General features: G+C 67.1%; 20 protein-coding genes. 10 read left to right on the top strand and 10 right to left on the bottom strand.

Features of this window, described 5'->3' with window-relative positions; genetic code table 11:
* Position 1 precedes the first annotated feature (1 nt).
* The 4 genes from AC1DK4_RS09905 (at position 2) to AC1DK4_RS09920 (ending at position 4038) form a co-directional block, all read left to right on the top strand.
* Positions 2–814 carry a cephalosporin hydroxylase family protein gene (locus AC1DK4_RS09905; RefSeq protein WP_477131503.1) on the top strand — a complete coding sequence of 271 codons (813 nt, stop codon included), beginning with the start codon at positions 2–4 and terminating at the stop codon, positions 812–814.
* 39 nt (positions 815–853) lie between these two features.
* Positions 854–1696, top strand: a complete 843-nt coding sequence (locus tag AC1DK4_RS09910; RefSeq protein WP_441613951.1) for a phytanoyl-CoA dioxygenase family protein — start codon at positions 854–856, stop codon at positions 1694–1696.
* Positions 1697–1779: 83 nt separating this feature from the next.
* On the top strand, positions 1780–2859 hold the full coding sequence (locus AC1DK4_RS09915) for a class I SAM-dependent methyltransferase (RefSeq protein WP_441613952.1): 1080 nt from the start codon (positions 1780–1782) through the stop codon (positions 2857–2859).
* A 48-nt stretch (positions 2860–2907) separates the two neighbouring features.
* Complete coding sequence (locus tag AC1DK4_RS09920) at positions 2908–4038, top strand: DegT/DnrJ/EryC1/StrS family aminotransferase (RefSeq protein WP_441613953.1); 1131 nt, start codon at positions 2908–2910, stop codon at positions 4036–4038.
* Positions 4039–4083: 45 nt separating this feature from the next.
* Here AC1DK4_RS09920 and AC1DK4_RS09925 read toward each other — a convergent pair whose 3' ends face one another.
* The 8 genes from AC1DK4_RS09925 to AC1DK4_RS09960 form a co-directional block, all read right to left on the bottom strand.
* Positions 4084–4374 carry an EscU/YscU/HrcU family type III secretion system export apparatus switch protein gene (locus tag AC1DK4_RS09925; protein WP_441613954.1) on the bottom strand — a complete coding sequence of 97 codons (291 nt, stop codon included), beginning with the start codon at positions 4372–4374 and terminating at the stop codon, positions 4084–4086.
* Entirely contained in the window at positions 4371–5699 is a 1329-nt protein-coding gene (fliK, locus tag AC1DK4_RS09930; protein ID WP_441613955.1) for a flagellar hook-length control protein FliK, read from the bottom strand. Before fliK ends, AC1DK4_RS09925 begins: the two co-directional genes overlap by 4 nt.
* Positions 5700–5742: 43 nt before the next feature.
* Positions 5743–6075 (bottom strand): flagellar protein FliT, encoded by a 333-nt coding sequence (locus AC1DK4_RS09935; protein WP_441613956.1) that lies wholly within the window; start codon positions 6073–6075, stop codon positions 5743–5745.
* Position 6076: 1 nt separating this feature from the next.
* Entirely contained in the window at positions 6077–6511 is a 435-nt protein-coding gene (gene fliS / locus AC1DK4_RS09940) for a flagellar export chaperone FliS (protein ID WP_441613957.1), read from the bottom strand.
* Between the two features lie 22 nt (positions 6512–6533).
* Positions 6534–8033 (bottom strand): flagellar filament capping protein FliD, encoded by a 1500-nt coding sequence (gene fliD, locus AC1DK4_RS09945; protein ID WP_441613958.1) that lies wholly within the window; start codon positions 8031–8033, stop codon positions 6534–6536.
* A 62-nt stretch (positions 8034–8095) separates the two neighbouring features.
* Positions 8096–8470 (bottom strand): flagellar protein FlaG, encoded by a 375-nt coding sequence (locus AC1DK4_RS09950; RefSeq protein WP_441613959.1) that lies wholly within the window; start codon positions 8468–8470, stop codon positions 8096–8098.
* Between the two features lie 117 nt (positions 8471–8587).
* Positions 8588–10312: a flagellin N-terminal helical domain-containing protein gene (locus AC1DK4_RS09955; RefSeq protein ID WP_441643209.1), complete on the bottom strand. Its 1725-nt coding sequence runs from the start codon at positions 10310–10312 to the stop codon at positions 8588–8590.
* Positions 10313–10547: 235 nt separating this feature from the next.
* Entirely contained in the window at positions 10548–10871 is a 324-nt protein-coding gene (locus AC1DK4_RS09960) for an RNA chaperone Hfq (RefSeq protein ID WP_441613961.1), read from the bottom strand.
* Positions 10872–11824: 953 nt separating this feature from the next.
* Between AC1DK4_RS09960 and AC1DK4_RS09965 the strand changes: the two genes are divergently transcribed.
* Positions 11825–13906 carry a methyl-accepting chemotaxis protein gene (locus AC1DK4_RS09965; protein WP_441613962.1) on the top strand — a complete coding sequence of 694 codons (2082 nt, stop codon included), beginning with the start codon at positions 11825–11827 and terminating at the stop codon, positions 13904–13906.
* Between the two features lie 368 nt (positions 13907–14274).
* On the top strand, positions 14275–15759 hold the full coding sequence (locus tag AC1DK4_RS09970) for an MDR family MFS transporter (protein WP_441613963.1): 1485 nt from the start codon (positions 14275–14277) through the stop codon (positions 15757–15759).
* 24 nt (positions 15760–15783) lie between these two features.
* Here the strand turns inward: AC1DK4_RS09970 and AC1DK4_RS09975 are convergent, their stop codons facing one another.
* Positions 15784–16122 (bottom strand): DUF190 domain-containing protein, encoded by a 339-nt coding sequence (locus AC1DK4_RS09975; RefSeq protein WP_441613964.1) that lies wholly within the window; start codon positions 16120–16122, stop codon positions 15784–15786.
* Positions 16123–16428: 306 nt separating this feature from the next.
* Complete coding sequence (locus tag AC1DK4_RS09980) at positions 16429–16947, bottom strand: MarR family winged helix-turn-helix transcriptional regulator (RefSeq protein WP_441613965.1); 519 nt, start codon at positions 16945–16947, stop codon at positions 16429–16431.
* Positions 16948–17083: 136 nt separating this feature from the next.
* On the opposite strand from AC1DK4_RS09980, the gene badH reads away from it, so the two are divergent.
* From badH to aliA, 4 genes are all read left to right on the top strand, one after another.
* Positions 17084–17851, top strand: a complete 768-nt coding sequence (badH, locus tag AC1DK4_RS09985; RefSeq protein ID WP_441613966.1) for a 2-hydroxycyclohexanecarboxyl-CoA dehydrogenase — start codon at positions 17084–17086, stop codon at positions 17849–17851.
* Between the two features lie 37 nt (positions 17852–17888).
* A complete protein-coding gene (badI, locus tag AC1DK4_RS09990) occupies positions 17889–18671 on the top strand; it encodes a 2-ketocyclohexanecarboxyl-CoA hydrolase (protein WP_441613967.1) in 783 nt (260 codons plus the stop codon).
* Between the two features lie 89 nt (positions 18672–18760).
* The gene (gene aliB, locus AC1DK4_RS09995; protein ID WP_441613968.1) at positions 18761–19912 is read left to right on the top strand and encodes a cyclohexanecarboxyl-CoA dehydrogenase; all 1152 of its coding nucleotides are present in this window, start codon (positions 18761–18763) and stop codon (positions 19910–19912) included.
* A 48-nt stretch (positions 19913–19960) separates the two neighbouring features.
* A complete protein-coding gene (gene aliA, locus AC1DK4_RS10000; protein ID WP_441613969.1) occupies positions 19961–21580 on the top strand; it encodes a cyclohexanecarboxylate-CoA ligase in 1620 nt (539 codons plus the stop codon).
* Positions 21581–21611: the final 31 nt, after the last annotated feature.

A 21611-nucleotide genomic window follows, 5' to 3' on the forward strand; every position in this document is an offset into this window, starting at 1 on the left:
AATGAATCCGATTGAGCAGTTCAAGCAGGAGGTGCAGGGGAACATCCGCCGGCTCGGCAGCGAAGCCAGCCTGCGCGGTGCGTCGCTGGACTGGATGTGCGCCGTGGCGGTGGGCAACTACGCCTACAACTTCACCTGGCTGGGCCGGCCCATCATCCAGTATCCGCAGGATATGGCGGCGATGCAGGAACTGATCTGGAGCGTGCGGCCGGACCTGGTGATCGAGGCCGGCATTGCCCACGGTGGCTCCCTGATACTCAGTGCGTCGATGCTTGCGATGCTGGACTACTGCGATGCGGTGGAGGCCGGCACCAGCTTCGATCCGCGGGCTTCGCGCCGCCGCGTGYTGGGCCTCGATATCGATATCCGCGCGCACAACCGCGCGGCCATCGAAAAGCACCCGATGGCCCACAAGATCGACATGCTGCAGGGCTCGAGCATCGATCCCGCCATTGTCGCCGAGGTGCATCGCCGTGCGGCCGGCTATGAGCGCGTGCTGGTCATTCTCGATTCGAACCATACGCACGACCACGTACTGGCCGAACTGGAAGCCTATGYGCCGCTGACGGCGAAGGGCAGCTATTGCATCGTCTTCGATACCCTGGTGGAAGACCAGCCGGAACACCTCTCGCCCGCGCGTCCGTGGGGCAAGGGCAACAATCCGAAGACCGCGGTCTGGGCCTACCTGGAGCGCCTGCGCAGCGAGACCGTCCTGGGCGCCGACGGCGAACCGCTGAAGTTCGAAATCGACCGGCAGGTCGAAGACAAGCTCCAGATCACGGTGGCGCCGGATGGCTACCTGCGGCGCGTGTAAGCCTGGGGCCGCGGCGAGCGATTGAGACAGGGGCAGACAATGGACTTCGTTCCGACAGATGAGCTGCGCGCGCGCTTTGCGCGCGACGGCATGCTGGTGATACCCGGCTTCTTCGATATCGAGCGGGAGATCCGTCCGATCCAGCGGGCCATCTACGACATTATCGGCCTGGTGGCGGCCCGGCACGGCATTGCGCTGGTGCGCGAGCCCTTCTCGGCGGAGCAGTTCGATGCCGGCTATGCCCAGCTGACAGGCGTGAGCCGCGCCTTCGGCGGCGAGGTCTACGACCAGGTCAAGCAGATCCCGGCGTTCCTGCGGCTGATCTCGTCCGAGAAGGGCGAGGCCCTTTTCAAGTTCCTGCGGGGAACCGATGTGGCGGGCATCGGCACGGCCAGCTATGGCATTCGCATCGATAGTCCGCAGGAAGAGCAGTTCCGCAGCCATTGGCACCAGGAGTTCATCTTCCAGCCGCAGAGTGTCGATGGCATCGTGATGTGGAGCCCGCTGCGCGCGGTGACCAGGGAGATGGGCCCGGTGGAAGTATGCCGCGGCTCGCATCGCGACGGGATCCGCAAGTGCAGCAAGACCGGGGTCGGGGCCGCCAAGTCGGGTGCCTACAAGATCGGCATGGTCGACGACGAGAAAGTGGTTGCCGCCTATGAGCGCTGCGCGCCGCTGACCCGGCCGGGCGACCTGATCGTGCTGGATTTCCTGGTGATCCACCAGTCCGGATACAACGTTTCGGACCGGCCGCGCTGGTCGGTCCAGTCGCGCTTCTTCAATTTCCGCGACCCCTATGGCGCGCGCCTGGGCTGGAAGGCCTCCGTCACCGCGGGGACCGAGGTCGAGGCGCTGTTTGCCGAATATTTTGCCGAGGAATAGCAGTGGCCTGTCAATGCAACGTTTGCGCGAATGCGCTTCCCGCCCCGGTCTACGAGTCGGACGGCGATAGTTCGATCACGACCATGAACACCGTGGTGCCTGGCCGCACCCAGGTCTATCTCTGCCCGCATTGCGGTCATCTGCAGACCAGCGAGCTGCCGGACCTTGCGCATTACTACGCCAATGTGTACGAGATCAACCTCGCAGCGGAAGACGACGACCAGCTCTACAAGATGGTCGACGGACGCCCGCTCTACCGGGCCGACCACCAGGCCGCGGTGCTGCAGTCGAAGCTCGATCTGTTCCCGGGCTGCCGGGTGCTCGACTACGGCTGCGCCAAGGCGCCGACCCTGAGGAAGGTCGTGCAGGGGAACCAGGGCATCGCGCCGTTCCTGTTCGATGTCACCGACAAGTATGTATCGCACTGGGCGCGGTTCCCGGGCCAGCCTGGCTGGGCCACCCACGAGGTGGACCCGGCCTGGGCGGGCAGCATGGACGTGGTCCTGTCCTTCTATGCGCTGGAGCATATCTCCCGGCTCGGGCAGGCGCTGGCCAATATCAAGGCTTTGCTCAAGCCGGGCGGGCACTTCTACTTCATCGTGCCGAACGTGCTGGAGAACGTGGCCGACTTCGTCGTGGCCGACCATGTGAACCACTTCACGGCCGAATCGTTGCACTACATGCTGAGCGCGCAGGGCTTCGACCGCGTGGAAGTCGATGCCGGCGTGCACGATGCCGCGTTCGTGGTGACGGCAAGGCTCGGCGCGGGGGCCGCCTGCGCGGTCCGGCAACCGGATGCCGCCGCGCTGGCGGGGCTGGAGGCTTTCGCGCGCGACACCGCGCAATACTGGCACGGCGTCGTGACAAGGCTGAAGGCCTTCGAGCGGGCACACGCATCGGCGCCCAGCGCGATCTACGGTGCCGGCTTCTATGGGAACTTCATCGCCTCGGCCCTGGATTCGATGGAGCGCGTGGAGTATTTCGTGGACCAGAATGCGCACCTGCAAGGCCGCCTTTGCCAGGCGCGCGAGATCGTCTCGCCGGGGGCACTGCCGGGGCATATCGGCCGCGTCTACGTTGGCATGAATCCGCGCACGGCGCGCGCCGCGATTGCCGCGATCCCCGAATGGCACCAGAAACAGGCGGACTACTTCTTTCTCTGAAAGGCTGCTGTCGCGGTCGAACCGGCTTCCCTGGGAACCCCGATCATCATGAAACGCATATTCGTCTCCGGCCCGTCGATCACCGACAGGGAAATCTCCTATGTCACCGATGCGGTCACCAATGCCTGGTACGCCGACGCCAATCGCTACAACGACCGGTTCGAGCGGGCTTTCGCCGACTACCACGGGGTCCGGCATGCGGTGTCGCTGCCATCGTGCACCTCGGCGATCCATCTCTCGCTGCTGGCGCTGGGCGTCGGGCCCGGCGATGAAGTCATCGTGCCGGACTGCACCTGGATCGCCAGTGCGGCGCCCGTCAGCTACGTAGGCGCGACGCCCGTGTTCGCGGACATCGACCCGTCGAGCTGGTGCCTGAGCGCCGCGTCGTTCGAGGCCTGCATCACGCCGCGCACCAAGGCCGTGATCCCCGTCGACCTGTACGGCAACATGCCCGACTACGATGCGCTGTGCGCCATTGCCAGCCGGCACGGCGTGGCGGTCATCGAGGACGCCGCCGAGTCCGCGGGTTCGCGCTATCGCGGGCGGGCCGCCGGCACGCTCGGCCTGACCGGGACCTTCAGCTTCCATGGCTCGAAGACGCTGACCACCGGCGAAGGCGGCATGCTGATCACCGACGACGACAGCGTCTATCGCCGTGTCATGGTATTGCGCGATCATGGCCGGCAACCGGGCGACACCATGTTCGAGAATCGCGAAGTCGGCTACAAGTACAAGATGAGCAGCATGCAGGCCGCGCTCGGGCTGGCGCAGATCGAGCGTATCGAAGAACTGGTGGCGCGCAAGCGGCAGATTTTCGAGTGGTACCGTGAAGAGTTCTCGCGGTGCCCGGAGATCCTGCTCAACAGCGAGGCACCGGACGTGCGCAATACCTACTGGATGGTGACGGTGCTGCTGCCGGAGCGCATTGGCGGCAAGGTCCCGGCGATCCGCCGGCTGGCGGAGTGCGGCATCGACAGCCGGCCGTTCTTCAATCCCCTGAGCAGCCTGGCGGCCTATGCCGCCACGCCAGGCGCGGCCGCCGCGCGCGCAGCCAACCTGGCCTGCTACCGGATCGCGCCGCATGCACTGAATCTGCCGTCGGGACTTGGCCTGGACCGCGATGACGTGGCGCGCGTCGGCGCCGAGGTGCGGGCCATGCTGGGCGCGGGGCACGACTGAGCATACGCGCGGGCGCGCTCCGCGGCCGCCCGCGCGGCCGGCTTTTCAGCCGGCGCTTTCGCCAGATGTGCTTTCCAGGCGATAGAGCCAGGCAAGCAGCTCCGCCACGGCGACATAGAGCTGGGGCGGGATGTGCGAATCGAGGTCGACCTGCATCAGCAGGCTCACCAGCGCGGGCGAGTCATGCACGTAGACACCCGCCTCCTGCGCACGCGCAATGATCGATTCCGCGGTCACGCCGTAGCCCTTGGCCACCACGCGCGGCGCGGCATCGTCGTTGTCGTAGCGCAGCGCGATCGCGGCGCCGCGCGGGGTGGGTTGATGTGCGTCGTTCATCTGCCTGTTCCTGGCGTGGCCGGCTCGCCGGTGTCGACATCCAGGCGCATCAGCACGATGCCGGAGGCCGCCAGGTTGCCTGACAGTGCCGACCTGTCGGCGTTCATGCGCGAAGCGACGCTTCCGTCAGCGGTGACGATGCGCGCGTCCAGGCCGGTGCTGTTCAAGGTCAGGCGCGCTTCCACCGTTCCCATGTGAGGCAAGTTCAATACCAGTCGTGTGCTCCAGGCGGCCGCGGCGGTGCCGGCACTGCCGTCGTCCGCATGCTCGCGGCGGATTTCCCAGTCCATGGGCGTGCCGGGCCAGGCTTCGCCGGCCCAGCGCAACTGCTGGCCGGCAAGCAGTTCGAGTTGCTGCCGGACCACGCCTTCCGCGCCGGGGTGCAGGACCGTTGCCGGGCCGCTGCTGCGGGCGGCTGCGTGGTCGTCGATGCTGGCCGTGGCCAGCAGGGTGCCGAGGCGCGTTTCCCGATGGCGGGGTGCGTCGGCGCCCTTGGCCGTTGCTTCATAGGCTTGCGCAGCCTGGCTCGCCAGCGCGGCGGCACGGCCCGGATGCGCGGGCTGCTGGAGCGTGGCCGGCGTAGCGTTCGTCTGGGCGGCGGTCTCGGTTGCGGCACCGCCACGCGGGGAGGGAGCGGGGCCGCGCGCGTCGGCCTGCGTCGCTTGTCCGTCTTCCGCAAGGAGCTGCAGGGGGCTGTCCGCCTCGGCCATCGCGCCCCCGGGAGTCAGGGGGGCAGGTGCTCCGGCCGTAGCCGCCGGCGCGGGGAGCAGGAGAAGCGGCGCAGGCGGCGCGCCTGCCTTGTCCGGTGCCGGGGCAGGGCCCTGGGCGGTGCCGGCCCCGGCGCCAGGGGCGCGCAGCATCGCTTGTGGCTCTTTGCGCAGCAGTTCCAGCGGCCGGGCGCCGCTCACCCATTCGGCAAGATGGCTCTCATAGAACAGTCCGCTGCGTCCGATCGCGTCCGCCAGGGCGGCGCGCAGGGCGGGTGCGCCGGCGGCCGTGGGCGGCGATGGCAGCAGGGAAGCGGCTGAACGCTGGGGTTGAACATCGACGCGCTCCAGCAAATCCAGGATGACGCGTGCCGCGGAGCTCAATATTTCGCGGGTGGAACCGCTTTGCGCGGGCTGGCCCGCCTGCGCGGCGGAGGGCAAGGGCAAGACCGTGCGCCCTTGCACGGCGGAGCCGGTGGACGTCTGCGGGTTGCCCTCCGGCAAGGGCGCCGTCGGGAGAAGTGCCGACAGCTTCGATACCGACAGCGCGGTGCGCAGGCTTTGCGGGTTCAGGTCGCGCAGCAGGGATGCGTCCGACGAGACAGGAATGCCAGTCATTGCAGGCCGCTAGGTGATATCGGTGCCGGGAGGTCCGGCCAGGTCAGCCGGCAACGCCATAGGCATGGCCGAGGCTCTGCTGCCGCCTGGCGCTGGCGATCATTCCTCCGAAGCGCGTCAGCTCGGGCATCAGCAGATCGCGGATGGCCGCATCGTAGGCAAGGATGCGCTCCAGGCGGTGGAAGCGGCTGGAACGTTCATGTTCGGGGAACGAGGCTTCGTCCTTGAGCTGGCGCAGGCGGTCGACCTGGGCCATATACACCTTCTGCAGGTCGCTCAGCGCATCCCAGTGGTTGGCCCGGGCCGTCTCGAGCATCTGTTCGGCAAGCAGTTCGAGCTCTTCGTAGCAGCTCAGAACGGGGCTAGGTCTATGCATGTCAGGTCCCTGCCGAAGCGAGTTGGTGAGATTCACCGGGTACCGGCGAGGCCGCGTCTTCGATCTGCGCCCAGGCCGATGCCAGGTTCTCGAGCAAGTGATCGACTTCGTTCAGCAGTGTTTCATCGTTGCGCAGGTTGGCCAGCATCAGCCGGCGCGACATGTAGTCGTAAAGCGCCTCCAGGTCGCCGGCGATCCCGCCGCCGGCATTGTGGTCGAGCGCGGCCCGCAAGCCGTTGTCGATGATGCTGATGGCGTGCGAGATTGCCTTGCCCTTCTCGGCGACGGCACGGGCTTCCATGTGGAACTTGGCGCGGGCGATGGCGCCGCGCGCGCCGTCGTAGAGCATGACGATCAGCTTGTGGGGGCTGGCGCTCATGGCGCCGGTCTGGATCCCGACCTGGGCATAGGCGTTGACGGCATTTCGGGCGAACATGATCGACTCCTGGGCGGGCTTACTACTTGTTCGAGGTGTTGTTCATCGCGTTGAACTGCTGCGTCAGATAGCTGCTGGTGTTGTTCATCTGCGCCATGATCGTGTCGAGCTGCGTGAACTGCGCCTTGTAGTTCGCAATGGTCGCGTCCACCAGGTCCGACTTCGACGTGTACTGGTCGCTCAGGTCCTTCAGCGTCTGGTTGACGTCGTTGGTGGCCGAGGTCAGCGCGCCGTTGGTGCCGGTCAGCGAGGTGACCAGCGCATTGATCTGGTTGCCGTAGCCGCTCTTGCCGTCGGTATTGCCGAACAGGCCGGCGACACCAGCCGCATTCGAGTTCAGTGCGTTGGTCAGCGTGACATTGTCGAGCTGGATGGAGCCATCGGTCTGGAACGATATGCCGGCTTGCGAGAGCGTGTTGATCGCGTTGGCGCCGCTGCCGCTGCCTTGCGGCATGTTCAGGATGCCGCGGATCTGCGACTGGATGATGCGCAGCGTACCGTCGCCGGTCAGCGGCGAGCCGGTCTTGGTGCTGGGATCATAGGCGGTCAGGCTCGCGGCGACGCTCTGGAGATTGTTGTAGGCGGAAACGAAAGACTGCACGCCGGTCTGGATCGTCTTGGTGTCGCGCTGGATGGCGACGCTGGTGTTGCCCGTCTGGGTCAGTGCCAGCGTGACGCCCGGCAGGGCGTCGGTCACGTTGTTGCTGGCGCTCTGGATGGCAATGTTGTTGACGGTCAGCTGCGCGTTCTGGGCGACGATGCTTTGCTGCATGCGTTGTCCGCCGGAGCCGTTGTTCACGTCATAGCTGACCAGGCCGGCCAGCGATGTGCCGCTGCCGGCTTCGTTGTTGACCTTGATGCGCATGCTGCTGGCCGCGCCCGTGTCCTTGGCCGTCAGGACCAGGCGATACGGCGTGCCCGAGCCGTCGTTGACGATACTGGCGGTGACCCCGGTGTTGGCCTTGTTGATGGCGTCGCTCACGCCTTGCAGCGTATTGTTGGTGCTGTCGATCTTGATGTCGATCCCGCTCGAGCCCGCCGTGGCGGCGAACGTGGCGTTGCTGTAGCGGCCGTAGGTGGGGCTGGCGGCATTGTTGTCCAGGCTGCCACCGGCGGCATCGGTGATGGTGCCGAAGTCGATGTGAATGGTGCCGGTCGTGAGCGCCGCGGTCTGGGAAGCCTGGCCGGCGGCGACCAGCGACTGGGCCTGAGCCAGCGCCGAGACGTTGACGGCGTAGGTGCCGGAAGTCGCCTTGCTGCCTCCCGTCGCGGTGAGGACACCGGTGTTGCTGGAGGTCGCGGTCGTCCCGTTGAAGAAGCTCGGGTCGGCCAGTTGCTTGGCAGCGGCCTGGAACGCGCCCAGCACGCTCTGCAGCGTGCCGTAGGCCGAAAGCTTGGTCTGGGAACTGGCTTGCTGCGCCTTGATCGCGTTCAGCGGAGCCTGCTCGGCGGTGGTGAGCTGGTCCAGCAGCGAGCTGAGATCCAGGCCTGAGCCTACGCCGAGGTTCGAAATGCTTGTCATGACTGCTTCTCCAGGTATAGCTTGATTGGGTCGGGTCCGGTCTTGTGCTGTCTTGCGCGGTCTTACGCGGTCTGATGCACGAACAGACCCTGCAATTGCTGCATGGCGTTCGCGATCTTGATGACTTCCTCGGTCGGGATCTGGCGGATCACCTCGCCGCTGGTCTTGTCCACCACCTTCGTGATGATGCGGTGCGAATCGCTATCGATCTCGAACTCTACGCTGACCGATGCCATGCGCAGGACCTGGGTCAGCCGCTTGACGGCTGCATCCAGTCCGCCCGGTTGTTCCTGCGGCGTGCTCGCCGGCGAATCCTCGCTGCCGGCAGTGGCGGCAATGCCGGCCTCTGCGCGCATCGTTTCCCCGCCCGACGCCATGCTGGCCGGCATGGCGGGAATGGCGGGGATGCCGGACGGGATCGGGAAGGATTCGGCCATGTCGGTTCGGAAGTCGGAGGTTGGAATGCTTTCCCAGGGCCGCGGCCCTGGGGAAACACTCGAGGCCCGTTATGCCAAAGCCGGCACGAATGCCGGCTTCAGCGAAGCAGTTACGAATTAACGCAGCAGCGACAGCACGCCTTGGGTCGACTGGTTAGCCTGCGCCAGCACCGAGGTACCAGCTTGTTGCAGGATGTTCGCGCGGGTCATGTTCGACACTTCCGTTGCGTAGTCCGCATCTTGAATGCGCGAGCGCGACGACGACAGGTTCGTCACGGTCGTGCCCAGGTTCGAGATGACGGAGTCCAGGCGGTTCTGTACTGCACCCAGCGAGCTGCGCAGGTTGTCGACGGTCTGCAGCGCCTTGTCCAGCACGGCCAGCGGATCGGTCGTGCCCGAACCCGACGACGAGGTCGTGCTCGTGGTGAATGCGTTGGTCGCTGCGTCGATGTAGGCGGCGCCGCCGATCTTCGCGTTGATGTCCGGATCCGTTGCGGCGGCCGGGCTGGCGCTGTTGTCTGCCACGGTGACGGCACCGGTGGTGGTGTCGACAGCGTAGTTGGTGGTGAAGCTGGCCGTCGTGGTCAGGTTGCCCTTTGCATCAACGTAGCTCGAGGTCGCGCCGTTGGCGCCGTCTGCCTTGCCGGTAGCGCCGTCAAGCTTGATCGTGGACGTCAGGCCGCTGGTCTTGCCCAGGGTGACGGTGGTCGCGTTGCCCGAGCCGCCTGCCAGCACTGCAGCTGCCACGTCGTTCTTGCTGGCTGCTGCGTTGTTGGTGACATTGCCACCAGCAGCGGAGGTGTAGGTGGTGCCGTTGACTTGCACGCTTGCGACACCAGCGGCAGCCGAGCCGGCGTTGGTGAACACGCCACCCAGCGTTGCTTGCGACAGGCCGCCAGTGTTGTTGGTGGTGAGGTTGCCGGCGCCGTCGTCGTACAGGGTGGTGACGCCGTCAGCGGCGGTCAGCTTGCCTGCGCTGTCGACCTTGAACTGGACCGATGCGCCGCTGGCGTTGGTGTACGTGCCGGCTGCCTGGCCGAATGCCGGCAGGTTGGAGCTCGACAGCGAGGCTGCCGAAGCAGCGGTGGTCACCTTGTACGAGAAGTTGCCGGTGCTCGAGTTGTAGGTGTAGGTGTTGCCGCCAGCCACAGCAACCGTGTCGCCGTCTTGCAGCTTGGCCAGGACCTGGTCGGTCGAGGCGAAGGTGTTCTTGGTCGTGACTTGGTACAGGCTCGAGCTGATCTTCGTGGCGGTACCGGCGGTCACTGCGTTGCTCAGGTCGGTAACCGTAGCAGCCTTGTTCGGGGTGCTGGTCACGCTGAAGCTGTCCAGGCCCAGGGTCTTCGAGCTGATTTCCGACAGGTTGACCGAGATGGTCTGGCCGTCGTTCGCGCCAACCTGGATGTTCAGGGCCTTTGCCGACGAGGACAGGACCTTGACGCCGTTGAAGTCGGTTTGTTGCGAAGTACGGTCGATTTCAGCCAGGCGCTGCGTAATTTCATCCTGGATCGACTTCAGGTCGGAGGCGGAGTTCGAACCGTTGGCGGCCTGAACGGCCAGCGTGCGGATACGTTGCAGGTTGTTGTTGACTTCGGTCAGCGCGCCTTCCGTCGTTTGCGCCATCGAGATACCGTCGTTGGCATTGCGCTGCGCTACGGTCAGGCCGTTGATGTTGGCGGTGAAGCGGTTGGCGATGGCCTGGCCGGCGGCATCGTCCTTGGCGCTGTTGATGCGCAGACCCGACGACAGGCGCTGAATCGCGGTGTTCAGTTGCGATTGCGAAGCGTTGAGGTTGTTCTGAGTCATCAGAGACAACGAATTGGTATTGATGATCGACGACATGGTACGACTCCTAGTTGCAGTGATTTACACAGTCCGGCGGCTGCCGTGTAACGTTGGCTGACTGCGTTGCAGTGCGTGTAGTGCCTCCGTTGCTAGGGTTATCGACCAGCGTCGGAAAAGGTTTAGTGTGATCTTGCGGTCGTGCCCTGAAGTTTCTTTGCGCGCTCCGGCTGGCGCGGCGGGGCGCGTGGCCGGGGCCCTGGCGGCGCCACGCCTGGTCATCCTCGCCATATCTCTAGCGCCGCTTGCGCGTGCGGGGCGTATACAGGCTGACGAACTCCGGCGAGCTTTCCGCGCCCGGCACGCTGGCCATGGCTTCCGGTGCGTGGGCGGGCGTAATGACCGCGATGGCGTGCTTGTAGACGACCTGGGGCACCGGATCGTCCGGCGATTCGGCCAGCAGCACCATATAGTTGTCGGCGGCGACGATCACGCCATGCAGGCGGATGCCGCTGGACAGGTGCACGATGACCGGCTTGCGGCTCGCACGGTGGGTGGACAGTTGCTGGTGCTGCAGCTTCCGGCTAGGGCGGTCCACCCTGGTTTCCTTCTTGTTCACAACTTCTCCGGAAGAGCCCGCGCGGGTTCTGGCGGCTGGCAGGGATTCGATAACCAGGCGTGGGCAACTGAGGTATGACGCACTGCTGAGCGCGGGCTGCGGCCCGGCCTGGGCGGAACTGGGGATGAAACATCCGCTCTCGATGCTGGCCGGGGGGCGGGGTGCATGGATCGCGGCCAGCCGCGGTATGTGCGCGGGAGGGGGGTCCAATACCGCCTCGCAATCGGTGGCGAGCGGCGCCGCCAGAAGAGAAGGGGAATACTTCAGGGGCGAGAGTAACAAAATTTTACAAATATGGACGGTTGGGGGGCGCGCCTAGCCTAGAGGTTTACCTCTAAAAAACCGATTGCATCACAATAGGTGAATATATGTCCATGTTCACTTGTGGGGCAAATCCCAACGCCGGCCAGGCCCGCAACCCCTGTGCAGCATGGGGTTGCTGGCGATGACACGGCCCTGGCCTGCTTGCTGAAGCATCCGGTGCCACCCATGCGCCACAAGGAGTGGCAGAGCAGGCACTTTTTCCTATCCGAGATATCCCTGATAGAAATTGGATTTACACCTCATGTAAGCAGGTTTATATTCGCTACTGAACCTTTCGGTTCCTAGCAGTCCTGGAAAGCCTACGAGCACCCCGCGCGTGGGCTTCTTTTTTTGTGCGCCCACTTTTCTTGTCTGGCATGCCGCCGGGCACGAGGCCCGATGGCAGCACATCGAAGTGCCTGCCGCCATTAGACGACAGGACGCACGCTGCCAATTCCCTGAATTGCCGGTCTTTCTCCCCCTATATCTCCGCGTATCTTCGCGTTTTTCGCTTTCTTCGCGCAAAACGCGCAAATGTACTCAAGCTTGTCTGGTCCCCTGCCGTTAAGCCCGCGATGCGGCGTCGATCCGGAAGCCTGTCTGGAGCGAGTGCGCCGCGCGCGATGAAAAAGCAAAAAGGAGCCGGGAAGATGCGTTGGTTGCGAAACTTTGGCATTGGGGCGCGCCTGACGGTGGCGTTTTCGGTGGTGACGCTGACGTTGGTGGCGGTGGCTGTCGTGGGCGTGGTGTCCCTGCGCACCATGAACGAATCGATGCACGTGACGGTGGAAGGGCGGCTGTTCAAGGTCATGGATATCGAGCGCGTCAAACAGGACGCGCTATGGATCGGTATCCTCGTGCGCGACGCCACCTTGAACGAGGACCCGGTCGCGGTGCGGCGCAACGCGGAGAAGATCGGCGCGCTGCGCCAGGATATGGGTTCCACGCTGGACGAACTCGGCAAATGGCTCGCCAAGTCCGCCAGGCCGGAGATCCGGGAAACCTACCGCCGCCTGACCGAAGCGCGCGAGGCGTATAACGGCCAGCTCGACATGGTGCTGCGCCAGCTGCAGGGCGGCGAATTCGACGGCGCGCGCAGCGCGCTGGTGGCGACGCTGCCGGCGGCCCAGGCGCCCTATTTCGACAAGCTCACTGAACTTGCCGAGGGCGGGCGCAAGGTGGCGATCGTCGCCGTGGACGAATCGGAAGCCAGCTACGAGATGGCGCGTGACGTGCTGGTCGGGCTGGCTGCCGCCGCGGTGGCGCTGGCCATCGCGCTCGGTATCGGCATCACGCGTTCGATCACGGGGCCGGCGCGCCAGGCGCTCGAAGCCGCCCAGGCGCTGGCGCAGGGCAACCTGACCTACAGCATCAAGGCGCACAGCAATGACGAGATGGGCCGCATGCTGGGGGCGCTCGAACGCGCCTTCGGTCAACTGGCGGCGCTGGTCCACGGCATCCAGGGCGCTTCGCGCTCGATCGACGGCGCGACACGCGAAATCGCCAGCGGCAACACCGACCTGTCCCAGCGCACGGAGGAGCAGGCGGCTTCCCTGGAGCAGACCGCCGCATCGATGGAGCAGCTGACCTCCACGGTCAGGCAGAACGCCGCCAATGCGCGCCATGCCAACGAACTGGCGGTGAGCGCTTCCGGCGTGGCCACCGAAGGCGGGCGCGCGGTGCGCGGCGTGGTGGAAACCATGCAGAGCATCTCGCAATCGTCGGGCAAGGTGGCCGAGATCGTCGGCGTGATCGAGGGCATTGCCTTCCAGACCAATATCCTGGCGCTCAACGCGGCGGTGGAAGCGGCCCGCGCCGGCGAGCAGGGCCGTGGCTTCAGCGTGGTGGCTGCCGAGGTGCGCAGCCTGGCGCAGCGTTCCGCGTCGGCAGCCAAGGAGATCGGCCAGCTGATCAACGGCTCGGTGGGGCAGGTGGCCCATGGCGCCAGGCAGGTGGAAGATGCGGGCCGCACCATGGACGATATCGTCGGCGCGGTCAAGCGCGTGACCGACATCATGGGCGAGATCGCCGCGGCGAGCGAGGAACAGTCTTCCGGCATCGAACAGGTCAACCGCGCCGTCAGCCAGATGGAGAGCGTGACGCAGCAGAATGCCGCCCTGGTGGAGCAGGCCGCCGCTGCCGCCGAGAGCCTGCAGCAGCAGGCCGCCGGCCTGGTGGGTGAAGTGTCGCGCTTCAAGGTCTCGCCGGAGGACACCAGCGTGGCGCGGCAGGCACCGGCCCGCGCCGGGACGCCGGCTGCCATGCCGGTTATGTCGGTTGCGCCGGTTGCGCCGGTGCGGTCGGCCGCACCTGTTGCGCGCGCCGCGGCGCCAGCCGCCAGGCACCAGCCGGCCGCGCGTGCTGGCGGGGCCAAGAGCCATGCGCCGGCGCGTCTTGCCGCTGTTCCCGCGGCGCGCGACGCCGGGGATTCCGCCGAACGCCATCACGCCGCGCCGGCCCGGGCGGTCGCCCGCGTGACCGCGCCGGCGGCTGCCAAGCTTGCCGCCGCCCCGCGTGCCGCTGCCGAGCGCGTGACGCGCGAGCCGGTGCTGCCGAGCAAGGCCCGCGCCCCGGTAGTGCGCCAGGGCCGCGAGCCGGTGCTGTCGGCCAAGTCGCTGCCGGTGACCCGCCAATCCAGGCCCGCCGCGGCCGCTCCGGTGGCGCGCCGCGTACCGCGTGCCGCCGCAGCCGGCAACCTGGCGGTGGCCAACGGCGACTGGGAATCCTTCTAAGGCCGTGCCCCGCAGGGCGGGGCACGATGCGGGCGGGAAAGACGCGGTGCAGGGCGGGAGGCTTCGGCCTACAATAACGCCCTTGTATCCCAAAACAGACATGAGCGGGGCCGCCTGGTGCCGTCTGCTGCCGTCGGGGGCCCGCGCCCGCGCCGGTGGCGCCGGCCCTGCACTCGATGTCCTTTCCCGCGTTCCTCTCCCCCCGCCCGCCCATGACCGCCGTCTCCCCGCCGTCGTTCCCGCCGTCTCCGCCTCCACTGTTGCCTGCCCTGCAAGCGGCATCGGCCTCCTCCCCGCAAGGCGCGGCAAACGGCGGCCAGCGCGACGGCCGCGCATCCGGTCCGCCCGCGGTGCCGCCGGTGCCCGTCATGCAGGTCATCTTCGGGCTGATGCTGGCGATCCTGCTGGGTGCGCTGGAGCAGTCGATCGTGGCCGTGGTGCTGCCGGAGATCGCGCTGCAGCTCAACGGCTTCGAGGTGATGGCGTGGGTGGTGTCCGCCTATCTGGTGGCGTCCACCGTGGTGACGCCGATCTACGGCAAGCTCTCCGACCTGCTCGGGCGCCGTTCGGTGCTGTCCTTCGCCATCGTGCTGTTCCTGCTGGCCTCGATCGCCTGCGCGCTGGCGCAGACCATGCCCCAGCTGATCATCGCGCGCATCCTGCAGGGACTCGGCGGCGGCGGGCTGATCTCGGTGTCCCAGGCGACCATTGCCGACGTGGTGCCGCTGCGCGACCGCGGCCGCTACCAGGGCTATGTGAGCGGCGTATGGGCCGTGGCCAGCATGGCCGGGCCGGTGATCGGCGGCTACCTGGCGCATTTCCTGTCGTGGCGCTGGATTTTCTGGATCAACCTGCCGCTGGCACTGATCGCGCTGGTGGTGGTGCGCCGCGCGCTCAAGCACCTGCCGGTGGGCGGGCGCCGCCACCGCATCGATTATGTCGGCGCGCTGCTGTTCGGCGGCGGCCTGACCGGCGTGCTGGTGTTCCTCACCCGCCTGGGGCAGGGCCAGTCGGCGCTGGCGCCGCAGACGCTGGGCCTGCTGCTGGCCGGCCTGGTCGCGCTGGTGCTGTTCGTGTGGCAGGAAAAGCGGGTGGCCGACCCGATGATCCCGCTGGCCATGCTGCGCGTGCCCACGGTGGCGATTTGCTGCATCACGCTGTTCCTGTGCTTCTTCCAGCTCATCGCGATGTCGGTGCTGCTGCCGCTGCGCTTCCAGGTGGTGGGCGGCGCGCAGGCCGACACCGCGGCGCTGCGGCTGGTGCCGCTGACCCTGGCCATCCCGTTCGGCGCCTTTATCTCCGGGCGGCTGATGACCCGGAGCGGGCGCTACAAGCCGCTCCAGCTGGCCGGCTCGCTGATCGCGCCGCTGGCCATCCTGGCGCTGGCCTTCGTCGATCCGCACGCGGTGGTGCTGACCGCCCTGGTGATGATCGCGCTCGGCCTGTCGATCGGGCTGCAACTGCCCAGCGGGCTGGTGGCGACCCAGAACGCGGTGCCCGCGCAGCAGGTCGGCGTGGCCACCGCGCTGACGGCGTTCTCGCGCATGCTGGGCGGCGCGGTGGGCGTGGCGGTGCTGACCACGGTGCTGATCGGGCTGCTGCGCCATGGCGGCATGGGCGTGTCGGACCTGAAGGGCGGCGAGGACATCCTGACGAGCATGTTCCACCGCGCCATGGTGGGCGGCGACGCGGCCGACGCCGGTGCCGTGCGGGCCGCCGCCGAGACGGCGTTCCGCATTCTCTTCGTGCTCAGCGCGGCGGTGTCGCTGGTGGCGCCGTTCCTGGTGATGCGCCTGCCGGAAGCGACGCTGCGCGGCAGCAAGACGACGACCGTCGCGGCCAGCATGGACTGACGTGGCGGGCAGGAGCCGGCAGCTTCACGGGCTGTCGGCCCCCGTCGCGCCTTTGCCGAGAAAGCCGAACTCGACCGGCGTCTTGGCATAGAACACCTGCACGTCTTCCTCCGCCAGCCGCGCGAACAGGCGCTCCACTTCCTCGCCGGTGGCGATGACGGTGATTTCTTCCGGCCGGTCGGCCAGTTCCAGGAAATGCCAGCTATGAAAGCGGCGGTCGTGGCCGATGCCTTCGGCCGCCACCAGGTGCGTGGCGCCGCGGATGCGCAGCTCGCGCAGGACCTGCAGCAGCCAGTGCGACAACTGCTTGCCGTGATGCCGGCGGTTTTCGATGGTGAAGAGTGTCAGCTGGAAGCCTTGCACGATAGCCCCCCTTGCGGGCCCCGCGGCGGCAGGCCCATGGCGCGACCGCGGCACGGATGCCTGGCGCCGGGCTGGGCGCCTGCCTGAAGTCTAGGCCAGCCGTGGGCCGGTCTCAGGTGTTCCTTCTGGCACACCTTGATGAATTTCTGGGGTAACCCTGGTCTCGTCAATACGTGAGACTGGCAGACTGGCCATAGACAAATTCGCGCTGGAAGGCGGCAGACGCCAATCGTTTCTGTATTGAGAACGCGGGGAATATCGCCGCCCATACCGCGCCCGCCACCGCGCCTTCGCATGATCGCGCCTTCAATCCTGCGTGTCCTGCGCGGCGGTCCCTTCGTCATCCAGCGCTTTCATGTTCTCCAGCAGCTTGAGCAAGTAGTGCAGCGTGTGGGTGATATCCCCTGTCGAGAAATCGGTCAGCGCCCGCGCGTAGTAGTCGCGGATCTTGGGCTGGGCCAGGCGTAGCCACACGTCGCGTCCGCTCTCGGTCATGGTGACCAGCCGCGAACGCCGGTCGCGTCCGTCGGGAGCCATGCTCAGGTGCCCGTCGCGCTCCATGCGGCTCACCAGGCCCGACAGGTTCTGCCGGCTCACCATCAGGTAGCGGGCGAGGTCGCCCACGCTCATTCCCGCGGCCGCCTGCGGTCGCGACAGCGCGCCGAGCACCGCCCACTGCTGCGTGGTGAGGCCCTCCGCCTCTACGGCTCTCGATCCCGTTTTATGCAACATATTTGCACATTGGTACAGGCGGAAGAACAACCTGTTCGCCATCTCCGTGCGTGCGGATGGCCCAAGTTCATCGTCAAATTCGGGGTTAACCATGGCTATTTCCTGATGAGGCGGGCTTGCATTGTTCCAGATGTCCTCCTAATATACGTCAACATATTTACCTATTTAAACGGTGCCGCGCGGCGCTTCAGCCGCACGATAGCACCCGGGACCCTGAAAGGAGAACATTGTGCAAAGACTTGAAGGCAAGACGGTCATCGTGACCGGCGGCGGCGGCGGCATCGGCGGGGCAAGCTGCCGGCGCTTCGCTCGCGAGGGCGCCGCGGTGGCGGTGCTGGACCTCAACCCCGAAGCGGCAGACCGGGTGGCGCAGCAGATCCGCGCCGAAGGCGGCCGCGCGGAGGCGTTTCGCTGCGACATCACGGATCGCGCCAGCGTGGACGCCGCGGTAGCCGCGGTCGTCGACAAGTTCGGTCCGGTCGACGTGCTGGTGAACAACGCCGGCTGGGATGTGTTCAAGCCGTTCACCAAGACCGAGCCGGCGCAATGGGACCGCCTGATCGCCATCAACCTGACCGGGGCGCTGCACATGCACCACGCCGTGCTGCCCGGCATGGTGGAGCGCAGGCGCGGGCGCATCGTCAATATCGCCTCCGACGCGGCGCGCGTGGGCTCGTCCGGCGAGGCGGTCTACGCCGCGTGCAAGGGCGGGCTGGTGTCCTTCTCCAAGACCATCGCACGCGAGCACGCGCGCCACGGCATCACCGTCAACGTGGTGTGCCCGGGGCCGACCGACACCGCGCTGTTCGAGGACTACAAGCAGGGCGCGGGCAACCCGGAAAAGCTGATCGAGGCGTTCACGCGTTCGATCCCGCTGGGCCGCATCGGCCAGCCGGACGACCTGCCCGGCGCCATCGTGTTCTTTGCCAGCGACGACGCTGCCTTTGTCACCGGGCAGGTGCTCAGCGTGTCGGGCGGCCTGACCATGAACGGCTGAGCCCGCACTCGCCAACGAAACCCTGGAGACAAGCACCATGAACTACGAAGACATCCTGTATGAAGTGCGCAACGGCGCGGCGTGGATCACCATCAACCGCCCCGAGAAGATGAATGCCTTCCGCGGGCGCACCTGCGACGAGCTGATCCACGCCATCAACCGCGCCGGCTACGACCGTGCCATCGGTGCCATCGTGCTCGCGGGCGCCGGCGAGAAGGCCTTCTGCACCGGCGGCGACCAGTCCGCCCACGAAGGCCAGTACGACGGCCGCGGCACCATCGGCCTGCCGATGGAAGAACTGCACAACGCCATCCGCGACGTGCCCAAGCCAGTCATCGCGCGCGTGCAGGGCTATGCCATCGGCGGCGGCAATGTGCTGTGCACCATCTGCGATCTCACCATCGCCTCGGACAAGGCCGTGTTCGGGCAGGTGGGGCCGAAGGTGGGCTCGGTCGATCCCGGCTACGGCACGGCGTTCCTGGCGCGCGTGGTGGGCGAGAAGAAGGCGCGCGAGATCTGGTACCTGTGCCGGCGCTACCCGGCCGCCGAGGCGCTGGCCATGGGCCTGGTCAACGCAGTCGTGCCGCACGGGCAGCTCGATGCCGAAGTGCAGAAATGGTGCGACGAGATCATGGAGAAGAGCCCCACGGCGCTGGCCATCGCCAAGCGCAGCTTCAACATGGACACTGCCCAGCAGAGTGGCATCGCCGGCATGGGCATGTATGCGCTCAAGCTCTACTACGACACGGAAGAATCGCGCGAAGGCGTGACGGCCTTCCAGGAAAAGCGCAAGCCGGACTTCCGCAGGTACGCGAAGTAAGCCGCGCGCCTCCACGGTACGCGCTGCACGCCCGCACGGCCCGGCCGGCGGGCGCGCGTCAATACAACATTCCGCAGGCCGCAGACATCATGAACCCCTATCTCGACGAAGACCTGGCCGCACTGGCCGACCATGCCCGGCGCTTTGCCACCGACCGCATCGCGCCCGGATTTCTGGAGCGCGACCGGACCCGCGTGCTGGACCGCGCGCTGATGCGCGACATGGGCCAGATGGGCTTCATCGCGCCCGAACTGCCCGAACAGTACGGCGGGCAGGGCCTCGGCTGCCTGGCGGCCGGCGTGATCCACGAAGCGGTGGCGCGCGCGGACCTCAGCATTTCCTACATCAACCTGCTGGCCTCGCTGAACGGGCAGATCCTGGCCCAGCATGCCGCGCCGGAGATCGCACGCCCCTGGCTGCAGCGCCTGACCCGGGGCGAAGCGCTGTTCGCCATTGCGCTGACCGAGCCGCGCGGCGGCTCCGACGCGGCCAGCCTGCGCCTGCGCATGGAGCGCGATGGCGACCACTACGTCCTCAATGGCGAAAAGACCTCCATCTCCGCCGCCGACCAGGCCGACGCCGCCGTCGTGTTCGCGCGCTCCGGCACGGTAGAGGCCGGCGCGCGCGGCGTCTCGGCGCTGCTGGTGCCGATGGACCTGCCGGGCATCACCACCAGCCGCTTCGATTGCCATGGCCAGCGCGCCATCGGCCGCGGCTCGATCTTCTTCGAGAACGTGCGCGTCCCGGTCAGTCACCTGCTCGGCAAGGAGGGCCAGGGCTTCGTGCAGGTGATGCAGGGCTTCGATTTCTCGCGTGCGCTGATCGGCCTGCAGGTGCTGGCGGTGGCCAAGGCGAGCCTCGACGAAACCTGGGAATACGTGGCGCAGCGCGAGGCGTTCGGCAAGCCGCTGTCGGCGTTCCAGGGCGTGTCGCATCCGCTGGCGGATTTCGAGACGCAGGTGACGGCCGCGCGCCTGCTGTGCCTGCAGACGCTGTGGATGAAGGACCGCGAACTGCCGCATACGGCCGAAGCCGCGATGTGCAAGTGGTGGGCGCCCAAGCTCGCCTACGACGTGGTGCACCAGTGCCTGCTGTCGTTCGGCCACGGCGGCTACGACCGCGGCCCGATGGAGCAGCGCCTGCGCGACGTGCTCGGTTTCCAGATCGGCGACGGCACCGCGCAGATCATGAAGACCATCATCGCCCGCACGCGCGCGGGCCGGGACGCGGTGCCGGCCTGACCTGCGCTTGCGCCATCCATGACAACGACAGCAACGAGGAGACACGCCATGGCATTCGACGCCATCCTGCTGCCACCGCGCCGCGCCGCCAGCATCGCGCAGGGCTTGTGGCCGGACCGCACCATCAATGATGCGCTGGACGATTGCGTGTCCCGCTGGCCGGACAAGACTGCGCTGAGCGCGGTGCGCGCGGAAACCGGCGCCACCGTGCGGCTGAGCTACCGCGAGCTTGCCGGCCGCGCGGACCGGATCGCCGCCGGGCTGGCCCGGCTCGGCGTGGGGCGGGACGATGTGGTGTCTTGCCAGCTGCCGAACTGGTGGGAGTTCACCGCGCTGTACCTGGCGTGCTCGCGGCTGGGCGCGGTGCTCAATCCGCTCATGCCGATCCTGCGCGAGCGCGAGCTGTCGTTCATGCTTCGGCACGCCGCCAGCAAGGTGGTGGTGGTGCCCAGGCGCTTCCGCGGGTTTGACCATGAGGGCATGCTCGAAGGCCTGCGCGCGTCGCTGCCGGACCTGCAGCACCTGCTGGTGATCGGCGGCGCCGGCGCCAATGCCTTCGAAGCCCTGCTGCAGGCGGGCGACGATGCGCCTGCGCCGCCAGTGCATCATCGCCCCGGGCCCGATGACATCACTCAACTGATCTACACCTCCGGCACCACCGGCGAGCCCAAGGGCGTGCTGCACTCGGCCAATACGCTGATGGCCAATATCGTGCCCTACGCGCAACGCATGCGCCTGGGCAGCGGCGACGTGATCCTGATGGCCTCGCCCATGGCGCACCAGACCGGCTTCATGTACGGGCTGATGATGCCGCTCATGCTCGGCGCCAGTGTGGTGCTGCTCGATACCTGGGAGCCGCGCAGGGCGCTGGAGCTGATCCGCGGGGAAGGCGTGAGCTTTACCATGGCGTCCACGCCGTTCCTCTCCGACCTGGCCAGGGCCGTAGCCGATACGGGCCTGGCGATCCCGACGTTGCGCACCTTCCTGTGCGCCGGCGCGCCGATTCCCGGCGCCCTGGTCGAGCAGGCGCGCGCAGCGCTCGGGGCCAAGGTGGTGTCGGCGTGGGGCATGACGGAGATGGGCGCGGTCACCACCACGCGCCTGGACGATGACGACGAGCGTGCCGTCAACACCGACGGCTGCCCGCTGCCCGGGGTGGCGGTGCGCGTGGTGGACGCAGCCGGTACGGAGCAGCCCGCCGGCGCAACCGGCAGGCTGCTGGTGCGCTCGTGCTCGAACTTCGGCGGCTACCTGCGGCGCCCGCACCTGAACGACACCGACGCCGACGGCTGGTTCGATACCGGTGACCTGGCCCGGATCGATGCGCACGGCTTCATCCGCATCGACGGGCGCAGCAAGGACGTGATCATCCGCGGTGGCGAGAACATTCCCGTGGTGGAGGTCGAGGCATTGCTGTACCGCCATCCCGCCGTTTCGCAAGTGGCCATCGTGGCCTACCCGGACGAGCGGCTGGGCGAGCGCGCCTGCGCATTCGTGGTGACGCGGCCGGGCTGCGCGTTCGACATGGCCGCCATGGCCGCCTATCTCAAGGCGCACAAGCTGACCCAGCAGTATGTGCCGGAGCGGCTGGTGGTGCGGGAGGCGCTGCCGTGCACGCCGGCCGGGAAAATCCAGAAGTTCCGCTTGCGCGAGGAGTTGCGCGGCTGAGGGCCGGCGGCCGGCAATTGGCTGTCGGCTG

This window comes from Cupriavidus sp. 05N38, from assembly GCF_056397345.1.

What these genes read in the sequence shown, in the direction of transcription:
- AC1DK4_RS09910 (WP_441613951.1), top strand. Translation starts at nt 854, where the DNA reads ATGGACTTCGTTCCGACAGATGAGCTGCGCGCGCGCTTTGCGCGCGAC.
- AC1DK4_RS09915 (WP_441613952.1), top strand. Translation starts at nt 1,780, where the DNA reads ATGAACACCGTGGTGCCTGGCCGCACCCAGGTCTATCTCTGCCCGCAT.
- AC1DK4_RS09920 (WP_441613953.1), top strand. Translation starts at nt 2,908, where the DNA reads ATGAAACGCATATTCGTCTCCGGCCCGTCGATCACCGACAGGGAAATC.
- AC1DK4_RS09925 (WP_441613954.1), bottom strand. Translation starts at nt 4,374, where the DNA reads ATGAACGACGCACATCAACCCACCCCGCGCGGCGCCGCGATCGCGCTG.
- fliK (WP_441613955.1), bottom strand. Translation starts at nt 5,699, where the DNA reads ATGACTGGCATTCCTGTCTCGTCGGACGCATCCCTGCTGCGCGACCTG.
- AC1DK4_RS09935 (WP_441613956.1), bottom strand. Translation starts at nt 6,075, where the DNA reads ATGCATAGACCTAGCCCCGTTCTGAGCTGCTACGAAGAGCTCGAACTG.
- fliS (WP_441613957.1), bottom strand. Translation starts at nt 6,511, where the DNA reads ATGTTCGCCCGAAATGCCGTCAACGCCTATGCCCAGGTCGGGATCCAG.
- fliD (WP_441613958.1), bottom strand. Translation starts at nt 8,033, where the DNA reads ATGACAAGCATTTCGAACCTCGGCGTAGGCTCAGGCCTGGATCTCAGC.
- AC1DK4_RS09950 (WP_441613959.1), bottom strand. Translation starts at nt 8,470, where the DNA reads ATGGCCGAATCCTTCCCGATCCCGTCCGGCATCCCCGCCATTCCCGCC.
- AC1DK4_RS09955 (WP_441643209.1), bottom strand. Translation starts at nt 10,312, where the DNA reads ATGTCGTCGATCATCAATACCAATTCGTTGTCTCTGATGACTCAGAAC.
- AC1DK4_RS09965 (WP_441613962.1), top strand. Translation starts at nt 11,825, where the DNA reads ATGCGTTGGTTGCGAAACTTTGGCATTGGGGCGCGCCTGACGGTGGCG.
- AC1DK4_RS09970 (WP_441613963.1), top strand. Translation starts at nt 14,275, where the DNA reads ATGCAGGTCATCTTCGGGCTGATGCTGGCGATCCTGCTGGGTGCGCTG.
- AC1DK4_RS09980 (WP_441613965.1), bottom strand. Translation starts at nt 16,947, where the DNA reads ATGGTTAACCCCGAATTTGACGATGAACTTGGGCCATCCGCACGCACG.
- badI (WP_441613967.1), top strand. Translation starts at nt 17,889, where the DNA reads ATGAACTACGAAGACATCCTGTATGAAGTGCGCAACGGCGCGGCGTGG.
- aliB (WP_441613968.1), top strand. Translation starts at nt 18,761, where the DNA reads ATGAACCCCTATCTCGACGAAGACCTGGCCGCACTGGCCGACCATGCC.
- aliA (WP_441613969.1), top strand. Translation starts at nt 19,961, where the DNA reads ATGGCATTCGACGCCATCCTGCTGCCACCGCGCCGCGCCGCCAGCATC.